This window comes from Bacillus sp. ISL-51, from assembly GCF_018613535.1.
GTDB lineage: Bacteria > Bacillota > Bacilli > Bacillales > Bacillaceae > Bacillus.
This window is the reverse complement of the sequence record NZ_JAGGQB010000005.1, coordinates 40,107-59,035: the sequence shown is the minus strand read 5'-3', so window position 1 is coordinate 59,035 and position 18,929 is coordinate 40,107. Positions and strand designations below refer to the sequence as shown.

At 45.6% G+C, this 18,929-nt stretch carries 16 protein-coding genes; all 16 read left to right on the top strand.

Translation table 11 applies throughout. From position 1 onward, the window contains the following. The first annotated feature begins 19 nt into the window (after positions 1–19). The 16 genes from J7E26_RS05050 to J7E26_RS04975 all read left to right on the top strand — a co-directional run bounded on the left by J7E26_RS05050 (position 20) and on the right by J7E26_RS04975 (position 18,810). A complete protein-coding gene (locus J7E26_RS05050; RefSeq protein WP_214799252.1) occupies positions 20–1,714 on the top strand; it encodes a proline--tRNA ligase in 1,695 nt (564 codons plus the stop codon). A gap of 111 nt (positions 1,715–1,825) precedes the next feature. Then, entirely contained in the window at positions 1,826–6,139 is a 4,314-nt protein-coding gene (locus tag J7E26_RS05045; RefSeq protein ID WP_214799251.1) for a PolC-type DNA polymerase III, read from the top strand. 243 nt (positions 6,140–6,382) lie between these two features. Then, entirely contained in the window at positions 6,383–6,856 is a 474-nt protein-coding gene (rimP, locus tag J7E26_RS05040; RefSeq protein ID WP_214799248.1) for a ribosome maturation factor RimP, read from the top strand. A gap of 35 nt (positions 6,857–6,891) precedes the next feature. Beyond that, positions 6,892–8,013 (top strand): transcription termination factor NusA, encoded by a 1,122-nt coding sequence (nusA, locus tag J7E26_RS05035; protein WP_214799246.1) that lies wholly within the window; start codon positions 6,892–6,894, stop codon positions 8,011–8,013. 13 nt (positions 8,014–8,026) lie between these two features. Next, on the top strand, positions 8,027–8,302 hold the full coding sequence (rnpM, locus tag J7E26_RS05030; protein ID WP_214799243.1) for an RNase P modulator RnpM: 276 nt from the start codon (positions 8,027–8,029) through the stop codon (positions 8,300–8,302). A 1-nt stretch (position 8,303) separates the two neighbouring features. Further along, positions 8,304–8,606, top strand: coding sequence for a YlxQ family RNA-binding protein (locus tag J7E26_RS05025; protein ID WP_003154192.1), 303 nt, complete (start codon positions 8,304–8,306; stop codon positions 8,604–8,606). 19 nt (positions 8,607–8,625) lie between these two features. Continuing rightward, entirely contained in the window at positions 8,626–10,773 is a 2,148-nt protein-coding gene (gene infB, locus J7E26_RS05020) for a translation initiation factor IF-2 (protein WP_214799241.1), read from the top strand. Then, a complete protein-coding gene (locus tag J7E26_RS05015; protein WP_061520559.1) occupies positions 10,770–11,048 on the top strand; it encodes a DUF503 domain-containing protein in 279 nt (92 codons plus the stop codon). The genes infB and J7E26_RS05015 overlap by 4 nt, the downstream gene beginning before the upstream one ends. Positions 11,049–11,064: 16 nt before the next feature. Continuing rightward, on the top strand, positions 11,065–11,418 hold the full coding sequence (gene rbfA / locus J7E26_RS05010) for a 30S ribosome-binding factor RbfA (RefSeq protein ID WP_003154185.1): 354 nt from the start codon (positions 11,065–11,067) through the stop codon (positions 11,416–11,418). Between the two features lie 91 nt (positions 11,419–11,509). Then, positions 11,510–12,439 (top strand): tRNA pseudouridine(55) synthase TruB, encoded by a 930-nt coding sequence (truB, locus tag J7E26_RS05005; protein ID WP_214799239.1) that lies wholly within the window; start codon positions 11,510–11,512, stop codon positions 12,437–12,439. 19 nt (positions 12,440–12,458) lie between these two features. Further along, on the top strand, positions 12,459–13,400 hold the full coding sequence (gene ribF, locus J7E26_RS05000; protein WP_214799238.1) for a bifunctional riboflavin kinase/FAD synthetase: 942 nt from the start codon (positions 12,459–12,461) through the stop codon (positions 13,398–13,400). Positions 13,401–13,566: 166 nt separating this feature from the next. Continuing rightward, positions 13,567–13,836 carry a 30S ribosomal protein S15 gene (gene rpsO, locus J7E26_RS04995; RefSeq protein ID WP_003154182.1) on the top strand — a complete coding sequence of 90 codons (270 nt, stop codon included), beginning with the start codon at positions 13,567–13,569 and terminating at the stop codon, positions 13,834–13,836. 172 nt (positions 13,837–14,008) lie between these two features. After that, entirely contained in the window at positions 14,009–16,126 is a 2,118-nt protein-coding gene (pnp, locus tag J7E26_RS04990; RefSeq protein WP_214799236.1) for a polyribonucleotide nucleotidyltransferase, read from the top strand. A 112-nt stretch (positions 16,127–16,238) separates the two neighbouring features. Beyond that, a complete protein-coding gene (locus tag J7E26_RS04985) occupies positions 16,239–17,198 on the top strand; it encodes a polysaccharide deacetylase family protein (RefSeq protein WP_214799234.1) in 960 nt (319 codons plus the stop codon). Between the two features lie 40 nt (positions 17,199–17,238). After that, positions 17,239–18,474 (top strand): M16 family metallopeptidase, encoded by a 1,236-nt coding sequence (locus J7E26_RS04980; RefSeq protein ID WP_214799232.1) that lies wholly within the window; start codon positions 17,239–17,241, stop codon positions 18,472–18,474. Between the two features lie 78 nt (positions 18,475–18,552). Further along, positions 18,553–18,810, top strand: a complete 258-nt coding sequence (locus tag J7E26_RS04975; RefSeq protein WP_214799230.1) for a YlmC/YmxH family sporulation protein — start codon at positions 18,553–18,555, stop codon at positions 18,808–18,810. Positions 18,811–18,929: the final 119 nt, after the last annotated feature.

The window sequence follows — 18,929 nt, the reverse complement described above, 5'->3', positions numbered from 1 at the left end:
AAATCAGAGGTGCGAAGACATGAGACAAAGTTTGACGCTTATTCCGACTCTGAGGGAAGTGCCGGCTGACGCTGAAGCAAAAAGCCATAAGCTTCTTTTACGAGCGGGATTTATCAGACAAAATACGAGCGGGATTTACAGCTATATGCCCCTTGCTTACAGGGTCATTCAAAACATTCAGAACATCGTGCGTGAAGAAATGGAAAAAATCAACGCAGTGGAAATGCTGATGCCAGCCCTTCAGCAGGCCGAAACTTGGCAGGAATCAGGCAGATGGTATACGTACGGGCCTGAATTAATGCGGTTAAAAGACCGTCACGGCCGTGAATTTGCTTTAGGAGCGACACATGAGGAAGTTATTACGTCACTCGTGCGCGATGAGGTTAAATCTTATAAGCGTCTGCCGCTGACTCTTTATCAGATCCAGTCTAAATTCAGAGATGAAAAACGCCCTCGTTTCGGATTATTGCGGGGCCGTGAATTTATTATGAAGGATGCATATTCTTTCCATTCTTCTGAAGAGAGCCTGGAGGAAACGTACCAAAACATGTACAGCGCGTACAGCAGCATTTTCGCCCGCTGCGAATTAAACGTCCGCCCGGTTATTGCTGATTCAGGCGCAATGGGAGGAAAAGACACGCATGAGTTTATGGCTCTTTCTGAAATAGGGGAAGATACCATTGCTTATTCCGACGAATCCCCTTATGCGGCAAACACGGAAATGGCGGAAGTTGTCATGAACAGCGAGCCTTCGAATGAAAAACCAGAGGCGCTTGAGAAAATCGATACGCCGAATGTCAAAAGCATTGAAGAACTTTCTGCTTTCTTACAAATCGAGCCGAGTGCTTGCATCAAGTCTATTCTGTTTAAAGCGGATGATCGGTTTGTTCTCGTTTTAGTCAGAGGGGATCATGAGGTCAATGACGTAAAAGTGAAAAATCTTCTCAATGCAGAAGTGGTTGAGCTTGCGTCATATGAAGAAGCAGCAGAAAAACTCGGAACGGAGCCCGGATTTATCGGCCCTGTCGGTGTTGATTCAGATATTGAGATTTATGCCGACCAAGCCGTGAAAGTCATGGTGAATGCTGTCAGCGGTGCGAATGAAAAAGACCGCCATTACCGGAACGTTAATATTGAACGCGACGCTACCGTTAAAGAATATGCTGATCTCCGAATCATTCAGGAAGGCGATCCGTCTCCTGACGGAAAAGGAACGATCCGTTTCGCAGAAGGTATCGAAGTCGGACAAGTCTTTAAACTCGGCACGCGTTATTCTGAGGCAATGAATGCGACATATCTTGATGAAAACGGACGTGCGCAGCCAATGCTGATGGGATGCTACGGAATCGGCGTATCCAGAACGCTTTCCGCAATCGCTGAACAGCACCATGACGAGAAAGGCCTGATCTGGCCGAAAAGTGTTGCTCCGTATGACCTTCACATTTTGGCTTTAAACATGAAAAATGAAGCGCAAAAGGAACTCGCTGAACAGCTGTACGGCAAATTCCAAGCGGAAGGCTATGACGTGTTATACGATGACCGTGCGGAACGCGCCGGCGTAAAATTCGCTGATTCTGACCTGATCGGCCTTCCGATCCGCATCACTGTCGGAAAACGTGCCGACGAAGGCATTGTTGAAGTGAAAATCCGCAAAACCGGCGAATCAGCCGAAGTTTCAGTGGATGAGCTGTCTGAATTTATCAAGACGAAGTAATCAGCATAACGAATTGGTGAAAACCATGCTAAAATAGAGAAAAAAGAAGGTACCTCATCACCATCGGAGGTACCTTCACTTATGATGTTTTTAGGGAGGGATACTGTCTGAATGGAACAGTTATCAGTAAACAGAAGACAGTTTCAGATTCTTCTGCAGCAGCTTAATATGACAGATGATACCTTCATGACGTACTTTGAAGACGGAGAGATTGATAAACTGACAATTCATAAAGCACAAAAGGCTTGGCATTTTCAATTTCGCTTTAAGGCTCTTTTGCCGTATCAAATATATGACGCGTTTATGATGAGATTGACACAATCATTTGCTCACATTGCCCGCGTCACGTCGTCGATTAAAGTCATTGACCCGGCAGTCAGCGAGGAGCTGGTGCAAGATTATTGGACACGCTGCATTGAAGAGCTTGAAGGTACCTCGCCGCCGATGGTGGCTTTGTTAAATCAGCAGAAGCCGAAGCTCATGGGGAACAAACTGATCGTCAAAACAAAAACCGATACAGAAGCATCGGCCCTTAAAAATAAATACAGCTCACTTATCCAGCAAAGCTACCGCCAGTTTGGCTTTCCTGACCTTCAGCTCGATACGGAAATTTTTGTGTCTGACCAAGAAGTGCAGAAATTCCGGGAGCAAAAGCTTGCCGAAGACCAAGAGCGGGCAATGCAGGCTCTGATCGAAATGGAGAAGAAGGAGAAAGAGGGCGATGAGGACCAGGCGCCGTCAGGGCCGCTTGTCATCGGCTACCAAATTAAAGAAAATGAAGAGATTCGGACGCTTGACAGCATCATGGATGAAGAAAGAAGAATTACGGTGCAAGGTTATGTTTTTGATGCCGAAACACGTGAGCTGAAAAGCGGACGCACGCTCTGCATTTTTAAAATTACTGACTACACAAACAGCATTTTAATTAAAATGTTTGCAAGAGAAAAAGAAGACGCCGCCTTAATGAAAACGCTGAAAAAAGGCATGTGGGTGAAAGCAAGGGGAAGCATCCAAAATGATACGTTTGTCAGAGACCTCGTCATGATTGCAAACGATGTAAATGAAGTAAAAGCAAAAAACCGTGAAGATACTGCCCCTGAAGGCGAAAAACGGGTGGAGCTTCATCTGCATTCTCCGATGAGCCAAATGGATGCCGTAACGGGCATCGGAAAGCTTGTGGAACAGGCAAAAAAATGGGGGCATGAAGCGATCGCATTAACAGACCATGCTGTCGTACAGTCTTTCCCGGATGCATATGCCGCGGCGAAAAAGCACGGAATTAAAATGATTTACGGGATGGAAGCCAATATCGTTGATGATGGTGTTCCGATCGCGTACAACCCTGCGCATCGTCTGCTTGAAGAAGATACTTATGTCGTATTTGACGTTGAAACGACGGGTTTGTCGGCCGTATACGATACCATAATTGAGCTTGCGGCAGTCAAAATAAGAGGCGGAGAAATCATAGATAAATTTGAAGCGTTCGCCAATCCCCATCACCCGCTGTCGGCAACGACGATTGAACTTACCGGTATTACGGATGACATGGTTCGTGACGCTCCGGATGTTGTTGATGTAGTGCGGGATTTCAAGGAATGGATCGGCGATGATGTGCTTGTGGCACACAACGCAAGCTTTGATATGGGATTTTTAAATGTGGCGTACAAACGTCTCCTGAAAACGGAAAAAGCGAAAAACCCGGTCATTGATACGCTTGAACTTGCGCGTTTCCTTTATCCTGAATTTAAAAATCACCGCTTAAATACGTTATGTAAGAAATTTGATATTGAATTAACCCAGCACCACCGTGCGGTTTTTGACGCAGAGGCGACAGGCTACCTGCTGTTAAAAATGCTGAAAGATGCCGCCGAAAGAGATATTCATTATCATGACCAGCTGAATGAGAACATGGGGCAATCCAATGCTTACCAAAGATCCAGACCGTATCACGCAACATTGCTTGCCGTAAATGAAACCGGCCTGAAAAACTTGTTTAAGCTTGTATCCATTTCTCATATTCACTATTTCTACAGAGTGCCGCGCATTCCGAGATCACAGCTTAATAAATACAGGGAAGGCCTTTTAATCGGTTCTGCCTGTGACAGGGGAGAGGTCTTTGAAGGCATGATGCAAAAATCGCCTGAAGAGGTCGAAGATATCGCTTCCTTCTATGATTATCTTGAAGTGCAGCCGCCGGAAGTATACAGGCATCTGTTGCAGCTTGAACTCGTCCGTGATGAAAAAGCGCTGAAAGAAATCATCGCGAATATTACAAAGCTCGGTGAGAAATTGAATAAGCCCGTCGTCGCAACGGGAAATGTCCACTATTTAAACGATGAGGACAAAATTTACCGGAAGATCTTAATTTCCTCCCAAGGCGGCGCCAATCCGTTAAACCGGCATGAACTGCCGAAAGTGCACTTTAGAACCACTGACGAAATGCTTGACGCTTTCTCCTTTTTAGGCGGGGAAAAAGCGAAAGAAATCGTCGTCACGAATACGCAAAAAGTCACCTCGATGATTGAGGACATCAAACCGATTAAAGATGATCTGTACACGCCGAAAATTGAAGGCGCCGATGAAGAAATCCGTGAAATGAGCTACCAGCGCGCCCGAAGCATTTATGGCGAAGAACTGCCTGAAATTGTGGAAGCGAGAATAGAAAAAGAGCTGAAAAGTATTATCGGCCACGGTTTTGCCGTTATTTATCTTATTTCTCATAAGCTTGTAAAACGGTCACTCGATGACGGTTATCTTGTCGGCTCACGGGGATCGGTCGGTTCGTCACTTGTGGCGACGTTAACGGAAATCACTGAAGTAAACCCTCTCGCTCCGCACTATGTGTGCCCGAGCTGCAGGTATTCCGAGTTCTTTAATGACGGCTCAGTCGGTTCAGGCTTTGACCTTCCGGATAAAAGCTGTCCGAATTGCGGCGCGTCTTTGAAAAAAGACGGGCATGATATTCCGTTTGAAACCTTTTTAGGATTTAAAGGAGATAAAGTGCCCGATATTGACTTGAACTTCTCGGGTGAGTATCAGCCGCATGCCCATAATTATACGAAGGTTTTATTCGGTGAAGATAACGTGTACCGTGCGGGGACCATCGGCACCGTTGCTGAAAAGACGGCGTACGGGTATGTGAAAGGCTATGCGGGTGATCACAATCTTCATATGCGCGGCGCGGAAATCGACCGCCTCGTGCAGGGCTGTACAGGCGTCAAAAGAACGACTGGACAGCACCCGGGGGGAATTATCGTTGTGCCGGATTATATGGATATTTACGATTTTTCACCGATTCAATTCCCGGCGGATGCGACGGGCTCTGAATGGAAAACGACTCACTTTGATTTCCATTCCATTCATGACAACTTGCTGAAGCTTGATATATTAGGGCACGATGATCCGACAGTCATCCGTATGCTTCAGGATTTAAGCGGTATTGACCCGAAAACGATACCGACCGATGACCCCGAAGTGATGAAAATATTCCAAGGGACTGAATCTCTCGGTGTAACCGAAGAACAAATCGGCTGTAAAACGGGAACGCTCGGTATTCCTGAATTCGGAACGCGGTTTGTACGGCAAATGCTTGAGGATACAAAGCCGACGACGTTTTCTGAGCTTGTCCAAATTTCCGGCCTTTCCCACGGAACTGACGTATGGCTCGGCAATGCCCAGGAATTGATCCACAACAATACGTGTGAACTCAGTGAAGTGATCGGCTGCCGTGACGATATCATGGTTTACCTGATCTATCAGGGGCTCGAGCCGTCACTGGCCTTTAAAATTATGGAGTTTGTCCGTAAAGGAAAGGGCCTCACGCCTGAATGGGAAGAAGAAATGAAAAATAACAATGTACCGAACTGGTATATTGATTCGTGCAAAAAAATTAAATATATGTTCCCGAAAGCCCACGCCGCCGCGTATGTGTTAATGGCGGTGCGGATCGCATATTTTAAAGTGCACCACGCGCTTTTATATTACGCCGCTTATTTTACCGTGCGTGCCGATGACTTTGACATTGACACGATGATTAAAGGCTCGACTGCCATCAGAGCGGTGATGGATGAGATCAGCTCTAAAGGGCTTGATGCTTCGCCGAAGGAAAAAAACCTCCTTACCGTGTTAGAGCTTGCGCTTGAAATGTGTGAACGCGGCTTTTCCTTCCAGAAGGTTGATTTATACCGGTCAAGCGCTTCGGAATTTATCATTGACGGCAACAGTCTGATTCCGCCGTTCAACTCGATACCGGGGCTTGGAACAAACGCCGCTCTTAATATCGTGAAAGCGCGTGAAGAAGGGGAATTCCTTTCTAAAGAGGACCTTCAGAAAAGAGGTAAAGTGTCAAAAACCATTTTAGAGTATTTAGATCGGCACGGCTGTCTGGAGTCGCTGCCTGACCAAAACCAGTTATCACTGTTTTAAAGCCCGTGTAAGTAAGGCTTGCGATGGAGATTGATTTGCATAAAATATATGGTTATGGTATAGTTTTATTGGAAATGCTAACGATTACCGAGGCAAAGAGTGGGGAAACCCGCTCTTTTGTATTGAACAGGCAATTTTGCCTCGACATGTCCATCGTTTTCTTAAAGCCCCTGCTCTTTTGAAGCAGGGTTTTTATGCAGAGAAGACGGCTGATATGATATCGCCAGCACAAGGAGGAAAAACATGAGCAAAAAAGTGACTGATACCGTTCAAGAAATGGCTCAGCCCATACTAGATGACCTTCAGCTTGAACTCGTAGACATTGAATTTGTCAAAGAGGGTCAAAACTGGTTCCTTCGCGTGTTTATTGATTCCGATGACGGTGTTGATATTGAGGAGTGCGCCAAAGTCAGCGAAGCGTTAAGCGAAAAGCTGGATGAGGCCGATCCGATTACTCAAAACTACTTTCTTGAAGTATCCTCTCCTGGAGCCGAGCGCCCATTAAAGAAAAAAGCCGACTTCGAAAAATCACTTGGTAAAAATGTTTATATGAAAACGTACGAACCGATTGACGGTTTAAAAGTGTTTGAAGGCAAATTGGCTGAATTTGATGGACAAACTGCTACAATAGAGATGACGGTCAAAACAAGAAAGAAACGGGTCAATATTCCGTACGAAAAAATAGCTAACGCAAGATTAGCTGTAACATTTCATTAATTGAGTATAAGTGTTTAAGGGGGGAGACCGCTAACATGAGCAGTGAACTATTAGATGCTCTCACTATTCTTGAAAAAGAAAAAGGCATCAGTAAAGACATTATCATCGAAGCAATTGAAGCTGCCTTAATTTCTGCCTATAAGCGAAATTTTAACCAGGCGCAAAACGTACGGGTTGATTTGAACCGTGAGACGGGCACCATTCGTGTGTTCGCCAGAAAAGACGTTGTAGACGAGGTGTATGATTCAAGGCTTGAAATCTCGCTCGACGACGCCCAAAGCATCCATCCGAACTATCTTGTCGGAGATGTTGTTGAAATAGAAGTGACACCTAAAGATTTCGGGCGAATTGCCGCGCAAACGGCGAAACAAGTCGTGACGCAGCGTGTCCGCGAAGCTGAGCGCGGTGTGATTTATTCGGAATTTATCGATCGTGAAGAAGACATCATGACGGGAATTGTACAGCGCTTAGACAGCAAATTTATTTACGTGTCTCTCGGCAAGATTGAAGCGCTGCTGCCCGTTAATGAACAAATGCCGAATGAAAGCTACAAACCGCACGACCGGATTAAGGTATTTATCACCAAGGTCGAAAAAACAACAAAGGGACCGCAAATTTATGTATCAAGAACACATCCTGGTCTTTTAAAGCGTCTTTTTGAAATAGAAGTGCCGGAAATTTATGACGGAACCGTTGAGCTGAAATCTGTTGCCAGAGAAGCAGGCGACCGTTCTAAAATCTCCGTCCGCACTGACGATCCTGATGTAGATCCGGTCGGCTCATGCGTCGGTCCGAAAGGTCAGCGCGTGCAGGCGATCGTTAACGAGCTGAAAGGCGAAAAAATTGATATCGTCAACTGGTCTGACGATCCGGTTGAATTTGTTGCCAATGCGCTCAGCCCGTCCAAAGTGCTGGAGGTCATCGTCAACGAAGAAGAAAAAGCAACCACTGTCATCGTCCCTGATTACCAGCTTTCTCTGGCAATCGGAAAAAGAGGGCAGAACGCCCGCTTAGCTGCGAAACTGACAGGCTGGAAGATTGATATCAAAAGCGAAACGGATGCAAGAGACCTTGGCATCTATCCGAGAGAGCATGAAGAAGATGAAGATTTAGAGCCGCTCTTTATGGAGCCTGAAACAGCCGAATCGGATGAATAAGAGGTGACTTTAGGTGAATAAGCGAAAAAAAATTCCTCTGCGCAAATGCGTGGCAACGGGGGAAATGAAGCCTAAAAAGGAACTGATCCGAATTGTCCGTTCTAAAGAAGGCGAGATCTCAGTCGATCCGACCGGAAAAAAGAACGGACGGGGTGCCTACATCACCCTTGAAAAAGAATGCATCTTAGCTGCGAAAAAGAAAAACACATTGCAAAATCAATTTCAATCACAAATCGATGACCAGATTTTCGAAGAATTGCTGGAACTGGCGGAAAAGGTGAAAAAATAACATGTCTGGAATGGAATGGTTTCCCTTGCTGGGTCTGGCCAATCGAGCTCGTAAGGTCGTGTCAGGCGAGGACTTGGTTATAAAAGAAATTAGAAATGCGCGTGCAAAGCTTGTTCTGCTGACAGAAGATGCATCAGCGAATACTGCAAAGAAAGTATCCGACAAATGCAATTATTATAAAGTGCCCTATAAAAAAGTCGAAAGCCGCGCGGATCTCGGCCGCTCTATCGGCAAGGAATCACGTGTCGTTGTCGCCGTCACTGACCAAGGTTTTGCGAATAAGCTGATCAGCTTGCTCGATTAATATTTTTGGGGGTGAACGAATGGCTAAAATGAGAGTATACGAATATGCAAAAGCCATCAATGTTTCAAGTAAGGAAATTTTGACGGCGCTGAAAAACATGGATATAGTAGTAAATAACCATATGGCAACGCTTGAAGAAAAGACCATTAAGCAGCTTGATGCGAAATTTAAAAAAGGCGGCGCCGGTGTTAAATCTCAAAAGCCTGCGGAAACGAACAAAAACAAGCAGCCGCAAGGGGTTAATCAGCAGTCTGCTGGAAATCAACCAAACAAAATTCGAGACGGAAAGAAGAATGACGTGCAGAATAATCAATTTAACAAAAACAAGAAGAATAACAACAACAACAAAAACAAACGCAATCACAACAACAAAAATCAGCATCAGCAAAAACCGCTGAAGCCGAAAAAAGAGCTTCCTGAAAAAATTACGTTTTCAGGCACTTTATCAGTCGGAGCCTTAGCCGAGGAACTTGGCAAAGAACCGTCTGAAATCATTAAAAAACTCATGCTTCTCGGCGTAATGGCCACCATTAACCAGGAGCTTGACAAAGACACAATCGAACTGATCGCATCCGAATACGGTGTGGAAACAGAAGAAGTGATTGTTCTAGAAGAAACTGAGCTCGAAAAGTACGAAGACGCTGACAAAGAAGAAGATCTTCAAATCCGTCCGCCAGTCGTAACGATTATGGGCCACGTTGACCACGGGAAAACAACGCTTCTCGACAGCATCCGAAAAACAAAGGTTGTTGAAGGGGAAGCCGGCGGAATTACGCAGCATATCGGTGCATACCAAATCGAAGAAAACGGCAAAAAAATCACGTTTCTTGATACACCGGGACACGCGGCTTTCACAACGATGCGTGCGCGCGGTGCGGAAGTAACCGATATTACGATTTTAGTCGTAGCGGCCGATGACGGCGTTATGCCGCAAACAGTCGAAGCCATCAATCACGCAAAAGCGGCTGAAGTTCCGATTATCGTTGCTGTGAATAAAATTGATAAAGAAAGCGCAAACCCTGACCGTGTCATGCAGGAGCTTACGGAATACGGACTTGTTCCTGAAGCATGGGGAGGAGAAACGATTTTCGTTCCGCTATCCGCTCTTTCCGGCAAGGGAATCGATGAGCTTGTCGAAATGATTCTGCTTGTCAGTGAGGTAGAGGAGCTGAAAGCCAATCCGAACCGCCAGGCAAAAGGAACGGTTATTGAAGCCGAGCTTGATAAAGGCAGAGGATCGGTTGCGACATTACTCGTTCAAACGGGAACATTGCATGTCGGTGATCCGATCGTTGTCGGAAACACATTCGGCCGCGTGCGGGCAATGGTCAATGATCTCGGCCGCCGCGTGAAAACAGCCGGACCGTCAACACCTGTAGAAATTACGGGCCTTAACGACGTGCCGTTAGCAGGTGACCAATTCCTCGTCTTTAAAGACGAAAAAACTGCTCGTTCTGTCGGTGAGGCGCGCGCTTCTAAACAATTGGAAGAACAGCGCAGCGACAAAGCAAAGCTCAGCCTTGATGATCTGTTTGAACAAATCAAACAAGGCGATGTCAAAGACATTAACTTAATCGTGAAAGCTGACGTTCAAGGTTCAGCTGAAGCGTTAACGGCCGCTCTTCAAAAAATTGAAGTAGAAGGCGTTAAAGTGAAAATCATTCATACAGGGGTCGGTGCGATTACGGAATCAGACATTATTCTGGCTTCTGCATCAAATGCGATCGTTATCGGGTTTAATGTACGCCCTGACGGAAATGCTAAAAGTACGGCTGAAGCTGAAAATGTAGACATCCGCCTTCACCGTATCATTTACAAAGTCATCGACGAAATTGAAGCAGCGATGAAAGGTATGCTTGATCCTGAATACGAAGAGAAAATCATCGGTCAGGTTGAGGTCCGCCAAACGTTCAAAGTATCTAAAATCGGCACCATTGCCGGAGGCTATGTAACCGAAGGCACAATCACACGCGACAGCGGCCTGCGTCTGATCCGTGACGGCGTCGTAATCTTTGAAGGTGAAGTAGACGTTCTGAAACGCTTTAAAGATGATGTAAAAGAAGTTTCACAAGGATATGAATGTGGTATTACGATTAAGAAATACAATGACATTCGCGAAGGTGATATCCTTGAAGCGTATGTCATGCAGGAAATTGAAAGAAAGTGATCGGATTTGCGGAATGTGAATGCATCATTTATGATGCGGGATCATTAAAGGAGAAGCGCGCTGTTTTGAAGCGGATCATCACAAGGGTTCGAAATAAGTTCAACGTGTCTGCTGCTGAAATCGGCTATCAGGACACTTGGCAGAGAACCAGCTTCGGAATCGCCGTGGTATCCTCCTCTCACGTTCAGGCGGAAAGGGAGCTGCAGCGCGTTCTCGCGTTTATTGACTCCTTTCCCGAAATTGAGCGGACGATCACTAGAACAGAGTGGTTTTAACTTAGAGGTGATTGAAATGAGTATGAGAGCAAACCGTGTCGGTGAGCAGATGAAAAAAGAGCTTGGGGATATTATCAGCCGTAAGCTGAAAGACCCGAGAATCGGTTTTCTGACTGTAACAGACGTACGTGTTTCTGGTGATTTACAAATTGCAAAGGTGTATATCTCTGTTCTCGGCGGAGAAAAGAAGAAAGAGGAAGCGCTGAAAGGGCTGGAGAAAGCGAAGGGATTTATCCGTTCAGAAATCGGCAGCCGAATCAGACTCCGCAAAACGCCCGAGCTTGAATTTGAATTCGATGAATCCATTGAATACGGAAACCGTATTGAAACATTGATTCATGAACTGCATTCAGATAAACCATCTGAATAATCCGGAAAAAGAGGATGGGCGTATGTCGTCTGTCCTCTTTTCTGCGTCTGAAAGACACAAATGAAAACAATTCAGAAGGAGCGTAGGGCAGATGGTTAACGGAGTTCTCCTTTTACATAAACCTGTCGGCATGACCTCGCACGATTGTGTGATGAAAATAAGAAAGCTGTTAAAAACAAAAAAAGTCGGGCATACGGGAACGCTTGATCCTGAAGTATCAGGCGTGCTGCCGATCTGTGTCGGACGGGCCACAAAAATCGTCGAGTACGTTACAGAAAAATCAAAAACGTACGATGCAGAGATCACCCTCGGTATTTCGACATCGACTGAAGATCAGACGGGGGAAACAATCAGCGTAAAACCTGTTGAGGCGCCGATAGCTGAGGAAGACATCGAAAACGTATTGGAAAGTCTTAAAGGGCCGCAAGAGCAAGTGCCGCCGATGTATTCCGCCGTTAAAGTCAACGGTAAAAAGCTGTATGAATATGCAAGAGCGGGAATTGAGGTAGAACGGCCGAAGCGAAAGATCACGATTGAAGACATAGCCCTCACTTCACCTGTCACGTATACGGATGACACCGCGTCGTTTCGTTTCAACGTAACGTGCACGAAAGGAACGTACGTCCGGACATTGGCGGTTACGATCGGTGAAAAGCTCGGCTACCCCGCTCATATGTCGCATCTTATCCGCACTGCTTCAGGAGATTTCAGCCTTGAAGAGTGTTTTACGTTTGAGGAGCTTGAACAGCAGGCAGCCAATGGCACTGTCGCGGATCACGCAGTACCGATTGAAAGAGCGCTTAATCATTTGCCGAAATGGGTCATAAGTGATACATTAGCTATGAAAGCGGAAAACGGGTCAGTATTTGAAACCCCGGCGCAATTTTCTGCAATGACAAGCGACGGCCGTATAGCGGTCTGTACTGAAGCCGGAGAATGTGTGGCCATTTATATGCCGCATCCTGCAAAAAAAGGACTGTTAAAACCGGCCAAAGTACTGATGCAAAAAAGCGAACAATAAGAAAAAAGGTGACCGTTCTGTGAAGACGATACATATTTCTCATCCGCATCATTTACAAAAGGAAGAGCAGGCAGCCTCAGTGATGGCTCTCGGCTACTTTGACGGCGTTCATTTAGGGCATCAAAAAGTAATCGGCACCGCCAGACATATTGCCGAAGAAAAAGGCCTTTCGCTGGCCGTAATGACATTCCATCCCCATCCGTCCCATGTTCTCGGCAGAGACAAAGAGCCTAAGGATTTGATTACGCCGCTTGAGGACAAGATCAGCCAGATTGAGCGTTTAGGCGCGGATGTGCTGTATGTCGTGAAGTTTGATGAAGCGTTTGCCGCTCTATCTCCCAAACAGTTTGCAGAGGATTATATTCTAGGGTTAAACGCCCGGCATGCCGTTGGGGGATTCGACTTTACGTATGGAAAATACGGAAAAGGCACGATGGATACACTGCCTCTTGATCTGGAAGGCAAGGCTGATTGCACGACTGTCGAGAAACTGACCGAGCAGGACAGGAAAATCAGTTCCACTTCTATTCGATCGGCGCTGCAAAACGGCGATGTTGAGCTGGCGCACACCCTTCTCGGACAGCCTTATTTCATAAAGGGCATTGTAATCCACGGTGATAAAAGAGGGCGGACCATCGGGTTTCCGACCGCGAATGTCGGTTTACATAACAGCTATATCGTACCTCCGACAGGCGTCTATGCCGTCAAGGCTGAGATAAACGGAAACGTTTATGAAGGGGTCTGCAATATCGGCTATAAACCGACGTTTTATGAAAAACGCCCGGATCAGCCGTCTATTGAAGTCCATTTGTTTGATTTTGACCAAAACATATACGGGGAAACCGTGAAAATTGAGTGGTATAAACGCATCCGGAGTGAACGGAAGTTTAACGGAATTGATGAATTAACCGCTCAAATCGAGAAAGATAAGCAGGAAGCGATCCGTTATTTCAGCAAATAACGGAAAGAAAGTGAAAAAGTGTACAAATTTTATTCTAAAATATTTGCATACGGGCGCGATTTTTAGTATCATATATTTCGTAGTCTTAAAACCATTGCTTGGCAATCCGAAGTCACCGACGGTTGCTAGGTAACTGGGGCTAATTATGATATGGAGGTGAAACAGGATGGCAATTACTCAAGAACGTAAAAACCAACTCATCAGCGAGTTTAAAACACACGAATCTGATACTGGATCTCCAGAAGTTCAGATCGCTATCCTAACAGACTCAATTAACAACTTGAACGAGCATTTGCGTACTCACAAGAAAGATCACCACTCACGTCGCGGTCTTCTTAAAATGGTAGGTAAACGTCGTAATCTTCTTACGTATCTGCGTAATAAAGACGTAACTCGTTACCGTGAGTTAATTAACAAACTAGGCTTACGTCGATAATCGTAAAAAGCGGGAGGATTCCCGCTTTTTTATCGTATTAAAGCGAAAAAAATGTTGATCAATACATTGAAATCCTTTTACATACTACTTTGACATTGATATGTTGAATTCATTTCGTTCATAATAGGAGTAATTGATTATTTCACACATAAAGAGAGGAGCTCGTAATCGAATGGGACAAGAGAAACATGTCTTTACCATAGATTGGGCCGGCAGACAGCTTACAGTAGAAACCGGCCAGCTTGCCAAACAGGCAAACGGCGCTGTCATGGTCCGCTACGGCGATACCGCAGTGCTCAGCACAGCAACTGCATCAAAAGAACCAAAACCGCTTGATTTTTTCCCGCTTACTGTTAACTATGAAGAAAGATTATACGCAGTAGGTAAAATTCCGGGCGGCTTTATTAAAAGAGAAGGCCGGCCGAGTGAAAAGGCTATTTTAGCCAGCCGTCTGATTGACCGTCCGATCCGCCCGCTTTTCGCTGACGGATTCCGTAATGAAGTACAGGTCATCAGCATTGTGATGAGTGTCGATCAAGACTGCTCTTCTGAAATGGCGGCTATGTTCGGTTCATCACTGGCTCTTTGCGTATCAGATATTCCGTTTGAAGGCCCGATTGCGGGTGTGACGGTGGGCCGCATTGACGGTCAGTTCATCATCAATCCGACGGTTGACCAGCTTGAAAAAAGCGATATCAACCTCGTTGTTGCAGGTACGAAAGACGCAATCAACATGGTGGAAGCCGGAGCAGATGAAGTTCCTGAAGAAATCATGCTTGAAGCGATTATGTTCGGCCATGAAGAAATTAAACGCCTGATTGCATTCCAAGAAGAAATCGTCGCTGCAGTCGGCAAAGAAAAGACTGAGATTGCACTGTATGAAATTGATGCAGAACTCAGCGAAAAAGTGAAAAGTCTTGCAGAGCCGGATCTTCTTAAAGCGATTCAGGTTCATGAGAAGCATGCGCGTGAAGATGCCATTAGTGAAGTGAAAGCTGCAGTCGTTGCTAAGTTTGAAGAAGAAGATCACGATGAAGATACGATTAAAAAAGTGAAACAAACGCTGTCTAAGCTTGTGAAAAACGAAGTGCGCCGTTTGATCACAGAAGAAAAAGTCCGTCCTGACGGCCGCGGCGTCGATCAAATCCGCCCGCTTTCTTCAGAAGTCGGCCTTCTTCCTAGAACACACGGCTCCGGATTGTTTACAAGAGGACAAACACAAGCGCTCAGCGTATGTACGTTAGGCGCCCTCGGAGACGTTCAGATTCTTGACGGCTTAGGCGTTGAAGAATCAAAACGGTTTATGCATCACTATAACTTCCCGCAATTCAGTGTTGGTGAAACAGGACCGATGCGCGGCCCGGGACGACGTGAAATCGGACACGGGGCCCTTGGAGAGCGTGCGCTTGAACCTGTCATTCCGAATGAAAAAGACTTCCCGTATACGGTTCGGCTTGTATCAGAAGTGCTTGAATCAAACGGTTCAACATCACAGGCAAGTATTTGCGCCAGCACACTTGCGATGATGGATGCAGGGGTTCCGATTAAAGCGCCTGTTGCCGGTATCGCGATGGGACTTGTGAAATCAGGCGAGTACTATACTGTATTAACGGATATTCAAGGCATGGAAGATGCCCTCGGTGACATGGACTTTAAAGTAGCCGGCACGGCAAAAGGCGTTACCGCGCTTCAAATGGACATTAAAATCGAAGGCCTTTCAAGAGAAATTCTTGAAGAAGCGCTTCAGCAGGCGAAAAAAGGAAGAATGGAAATCCTTAACAGCATGCTGAGCACGCTGGGTGAATCAAGAGAAGAACTTTCTCAATATGCGCCGAAAATTTTAACGATGACAATCAATCCGGATAAAATCCGCGACGTTATCGGACCAAGCGGCAAGCAAATCAATAAAATCATTGAAGATACCGGTGTTAAAATCGATATCGAACAAGACGGCACCATCTTTATTTCTTCTACTGACGAGAGCAGCAACCAAAAAGCGAAAAAAATCATCGAAGATCTTGTCAGGGAAGTAGAAGTCGGCCAGCTTTACCTCGGTAAAGTCAAGCGAATTGAGAAATTCGGGGCTTTCGTTGAAATCTTCAGCGGAAAAGACGGTCTCGTTCATATCTCTGAACTTGCGCTCGAACGCGTCGGCAAGGTTGAGGATGTTGTAAAACTCGGCGATGAAATCCTTGTAAAGGTAACCGAAATTGACAAGCAGGGCCGAGTAAATCTGTCACGCAAAGCAGTGCTGCGTGAGGAAAAAGAAAAAGAAGAACAACAATCTTAAATGAAAACCTAACAAGGAGCCTGGGAGACCCGGCTTCTTTATTTTGAGAATGACTGCATGCGGGTTCTACCTTGTCCTCCTCTTACATAATGTGTGGTGAGGGGGGAAGGACATGTTGAAAAAATTCGTGCCGTTTGCCGTTTTTTTATTTCTTTTTTTTGTTTCGTTTGAAATGTTAAAAAATCCGTACACAGTTGATTACATAGACGCAATGAAGAAAGACGCAGTGACTGTTTCAGCTTCAAAAGATCCGCTCTACGAAGAATTGCAGCGAAAAGCGCCGGAGTATGAAGTAAAGGCTCAAGACGCGAGAATCGACAAGATATGGAAAAGTATACCTGGCTACAACGGTTTAAAGGTCAATGTGGAAAAATCCTATAAGCAAATGAAAAAGGATGGAGAATTTCATGAAGATGACCTTGTGTATGAGCAGGTAAAGCCGAAAGTTCATCTTGATTCTCTTTCACCTGAGCCCATTTATAAAGGAAATCCGGACAAACCGATGGTTGCTTTTTTAATAAATGTAGCGTGGGGAAATGAATATGTGGAGCAAATGCTGCCTATTCTGAAAAAGCAGCAAGTCAAAGCGACCTTTTTTCTGGAAGGAAAATGGCTGAAAAACAATCAGGGACTGGCCAAACAAATAGCAGCGGACGGACATGAAATCGGAAATCACTCATACAATCACCCTGATATGAGCAAACTGACTTCAGGAAGCATTTCCGAACAGCTTGACAAGACCAATGCACAAATCAGCAAGACGCTCGGTGTAAAGCCGAAATGGTTTGCGCCGCCAAGCGGCAGCTTCAGAAAAGCGGTGGTTGACATTGCTGCGGAAAAAGGAATGGGCACCATCATGTGGACCGTTGATACCATTGACTGGCAAAAACCGTCTCCGGCTGTTTTACAAACAAGGGTGTTGAGTAAAATACATAATGGGGCCATGATTTTAATGCATCCGACTGATCCGACAGCGAAAAGCCTGGACGTGTTAATTACGAAAATTAAAGAAAAAGGCTATGCACTCGGTTCAGTGTCTGACTTAATGGATGAAAACAGGCTGATGAAGTAGCAGGCGGCAGTTTGCCTGCTTTTGAATAGGAGGAACAAACTTGATAAAACGCTATACATGCCAAAATGGTGTAAGAGTTGTGCTTGAAAATAATCCGACAGTGCGGTCTGTGGCAATCGGCGTCTGGATCGGAACGGGATCACGCCATGAAACGCCCGAAACCAACGGCATCTCACATTTTTTAGAGCATATGTTTTTTAAAGGGACAAATACGAGATCCGCACGTGAAATCGCAGAATCCTTCGACCGTATAGGCGGGCAAGTGAATGCCTTCACTTCAAAGGAATATACGTGTTATTACGCCAAAGTGCTTGACGAACATGCAAACTATGCGCTTGATGTGCTGGCGGATATGTTCTTTCATTCTGTTTTTGATGAAAATGAGCTCAAAAAAGAAAAAAATGTCGTTTACGAAGAGATTAAAATGTATGAAGATGCACCGGATGACATTGTCCATGATCTGCTGAGCAAAGCAACGTACGGCAATCATTCGCTCGGTTACCCGATTCTCGGAACGGAGGAAACGCTTGCTTCTTTTAACGGTGATTCTCTCAGAAAGCATATGGATGATTTCTACACGCCGGACCGTGTCGTCATTTCTGTTGCCGGCAATGTGACGGAGCAATTTATCAAAGACGTTGAGAAATGGTTCGGTACATACGAAGCAAAAGGCAAAGCGAGCGGGATCAGCGAGCCGGAGTTTCATTATGAAAAGCTGACAAGAAAAAAAGATACCGAGCAGGCACACCTCTGCCTCGGTTTTAAAGGCCTGAAAGTCGGGGACCCGGACATCTACGATTTAATTGTGCTGAACAACGTGCTTGGCGGAAGCATGAGCAGCCGGCTCTTCCAAGATGTGCGTGAAGATAAGGGACTGGCTTATTCTGTATACAGCTATCACAGCTCTTATGAAGACAGCGGAATGCTGACGATTTACGGCGGCACCGGCGCCAATCAGCTCGGGCTTCTGTCAGAAACGATTCAAGAGACGTTATCGGTTTTAAAACGTGACGGCATTTCTCCGAAAGAGCTGGAAAACAGCAAAGAGCAAATGAAGGGAAGCCTGATGCTCAGCCTGGAAAGCACAAACAGCAAGATGAGCCGTAACGGAAAAAATGAACTGCTGCTCGGCAAGCATAAAACAATGGATGAAATTATCGGTGAATTAAATGCGGTCAGCTTAGAAAGCGTCAACGGCCTCAGCCGCCGCTTATTCACGGATGACTATGCATTATCATTGATCAGCCCGACAGGCAGCATGCCTGCCTCAACATAAGCAAGAAAGCGGTCTGCCTCGATATGGGGCAGGCATTTTTTAATAATGATGGTCATATAGTACAAGGGGGTGGCTATCATGAGGCTTAGTGAACTATCAGGTAAAGAAATCGTAGACATTAAACGGGCTGAGCGGCTCGGAGTGCTCGGCCAAACCGATTTGGAAATTAATGAGCAGGACGGACAAATTACGGCCCTTCTCATACCGACGGTAAAATGGTTCGGTTTAAGAAAACAAGGTCATGACATTCGTGTCCCCTGGAACCATATACAAAAAATCGGGTCAGATATGATTATTTTAGACGTGCCCGGGGACATCACTCCTCCTGAAGGGTAAGATTCTCAATTTGCAGCATCGGCTTATCAGCGCCGATGCTTTTTTATTGAAAAAAAATGCTGTACATTCACCGCCCTTTCTATTCGAACATACGATGAAGAGGAGAATGACACTTAAAA

What these genes read in the sequence shown, in the direction of transcription:
- J7E26_RS05050 (WP_214799252.1), top strand. Translation starts at nt 20, where the DNA reads ATGAGACAAAGTTTGACGCTTATTCCGACTCTGAGGGAAGTGCCGGCT.
- J7E26_RS05045 (WP_214799251.1), top strand. Translation starts at nt 1,826, where the DNA reads ATGGAACAGTTATCAGTAAACAGAAGACAGTTTCAGATTCTTCTGCAG.
- rimP (WP_214799248.1), top strand. Translation starts at nt 6,383, where the DNA reads ATGAGCAAAAAAGTGACTGATACCGTTCAAGAAATGGCTCAGCCCATA.
- nusA (WP_214799246.1), top strand. Translation starts at nt 6,892, where the DNA reads ATGAGCAGTGAACTATTAGATGCTCTCACTATTCTTGAAAAAGAAAAA.
- J7E26_RS05025 (WP_003154192.1), top strand. Translation starts at nt 8,304, where the DNA reads ATGTCTGGAATGGAATGGTTTCCCTTGCTGGGTCTGGCCAATCGAGCT.
- infB (WP_214799241.1), top strand. Translation starts at nt 8,626, where the DNA reads ATGGCTAAAATGAGAGTATACGAATATGCAAAAGCCATCAATGTTTCA.
- rbfA (WP_003154185.1), top strand. Translation starts at nt 11,065, where the DNA reads ATGAGTATGAGAGCAAACCGTGTCGGTGAGCAGATGAAAAAAGAGCTT.
- truB (WP_214799239.1), top strand. Translation starts at nt 11,510, where the DNA reads ATGGTTAACGGAGTTCTCCTTTTACATAAACCTGTCGGCATGACCTCG.
- rpsO (WP_003154182.1), top strand. Translation starts at nt 13,567, where the DNA reads ATGGCAATTACTCAAGAACGTAAAAACCAACTCATCAGCGAGTTTAAA.
- pnp (WP_214799236.1), top strand. Translation starts at nt 14,009, where the DNA reads ATGGGACAAGAGAAACATGTCTTTACCATAGATTGGGCCGGCAGACAG.
- J7E26_RS04985 (WP_214799234.1), top strand. Translation starts at nt 16,239, where the DNA reads ATGTTGAAAAAATTCGTGCCGTTTGCCGTTTTTTTATTTCTTTTTTTT.
- J7E26_RS04975 (WP_214799230.1), top strand. Translation starts at nt 18,553, where the DNA reads ATGAGGCTTAGTGAACTATCAGGTAAAGAAATCGTAGACATTAAACGG.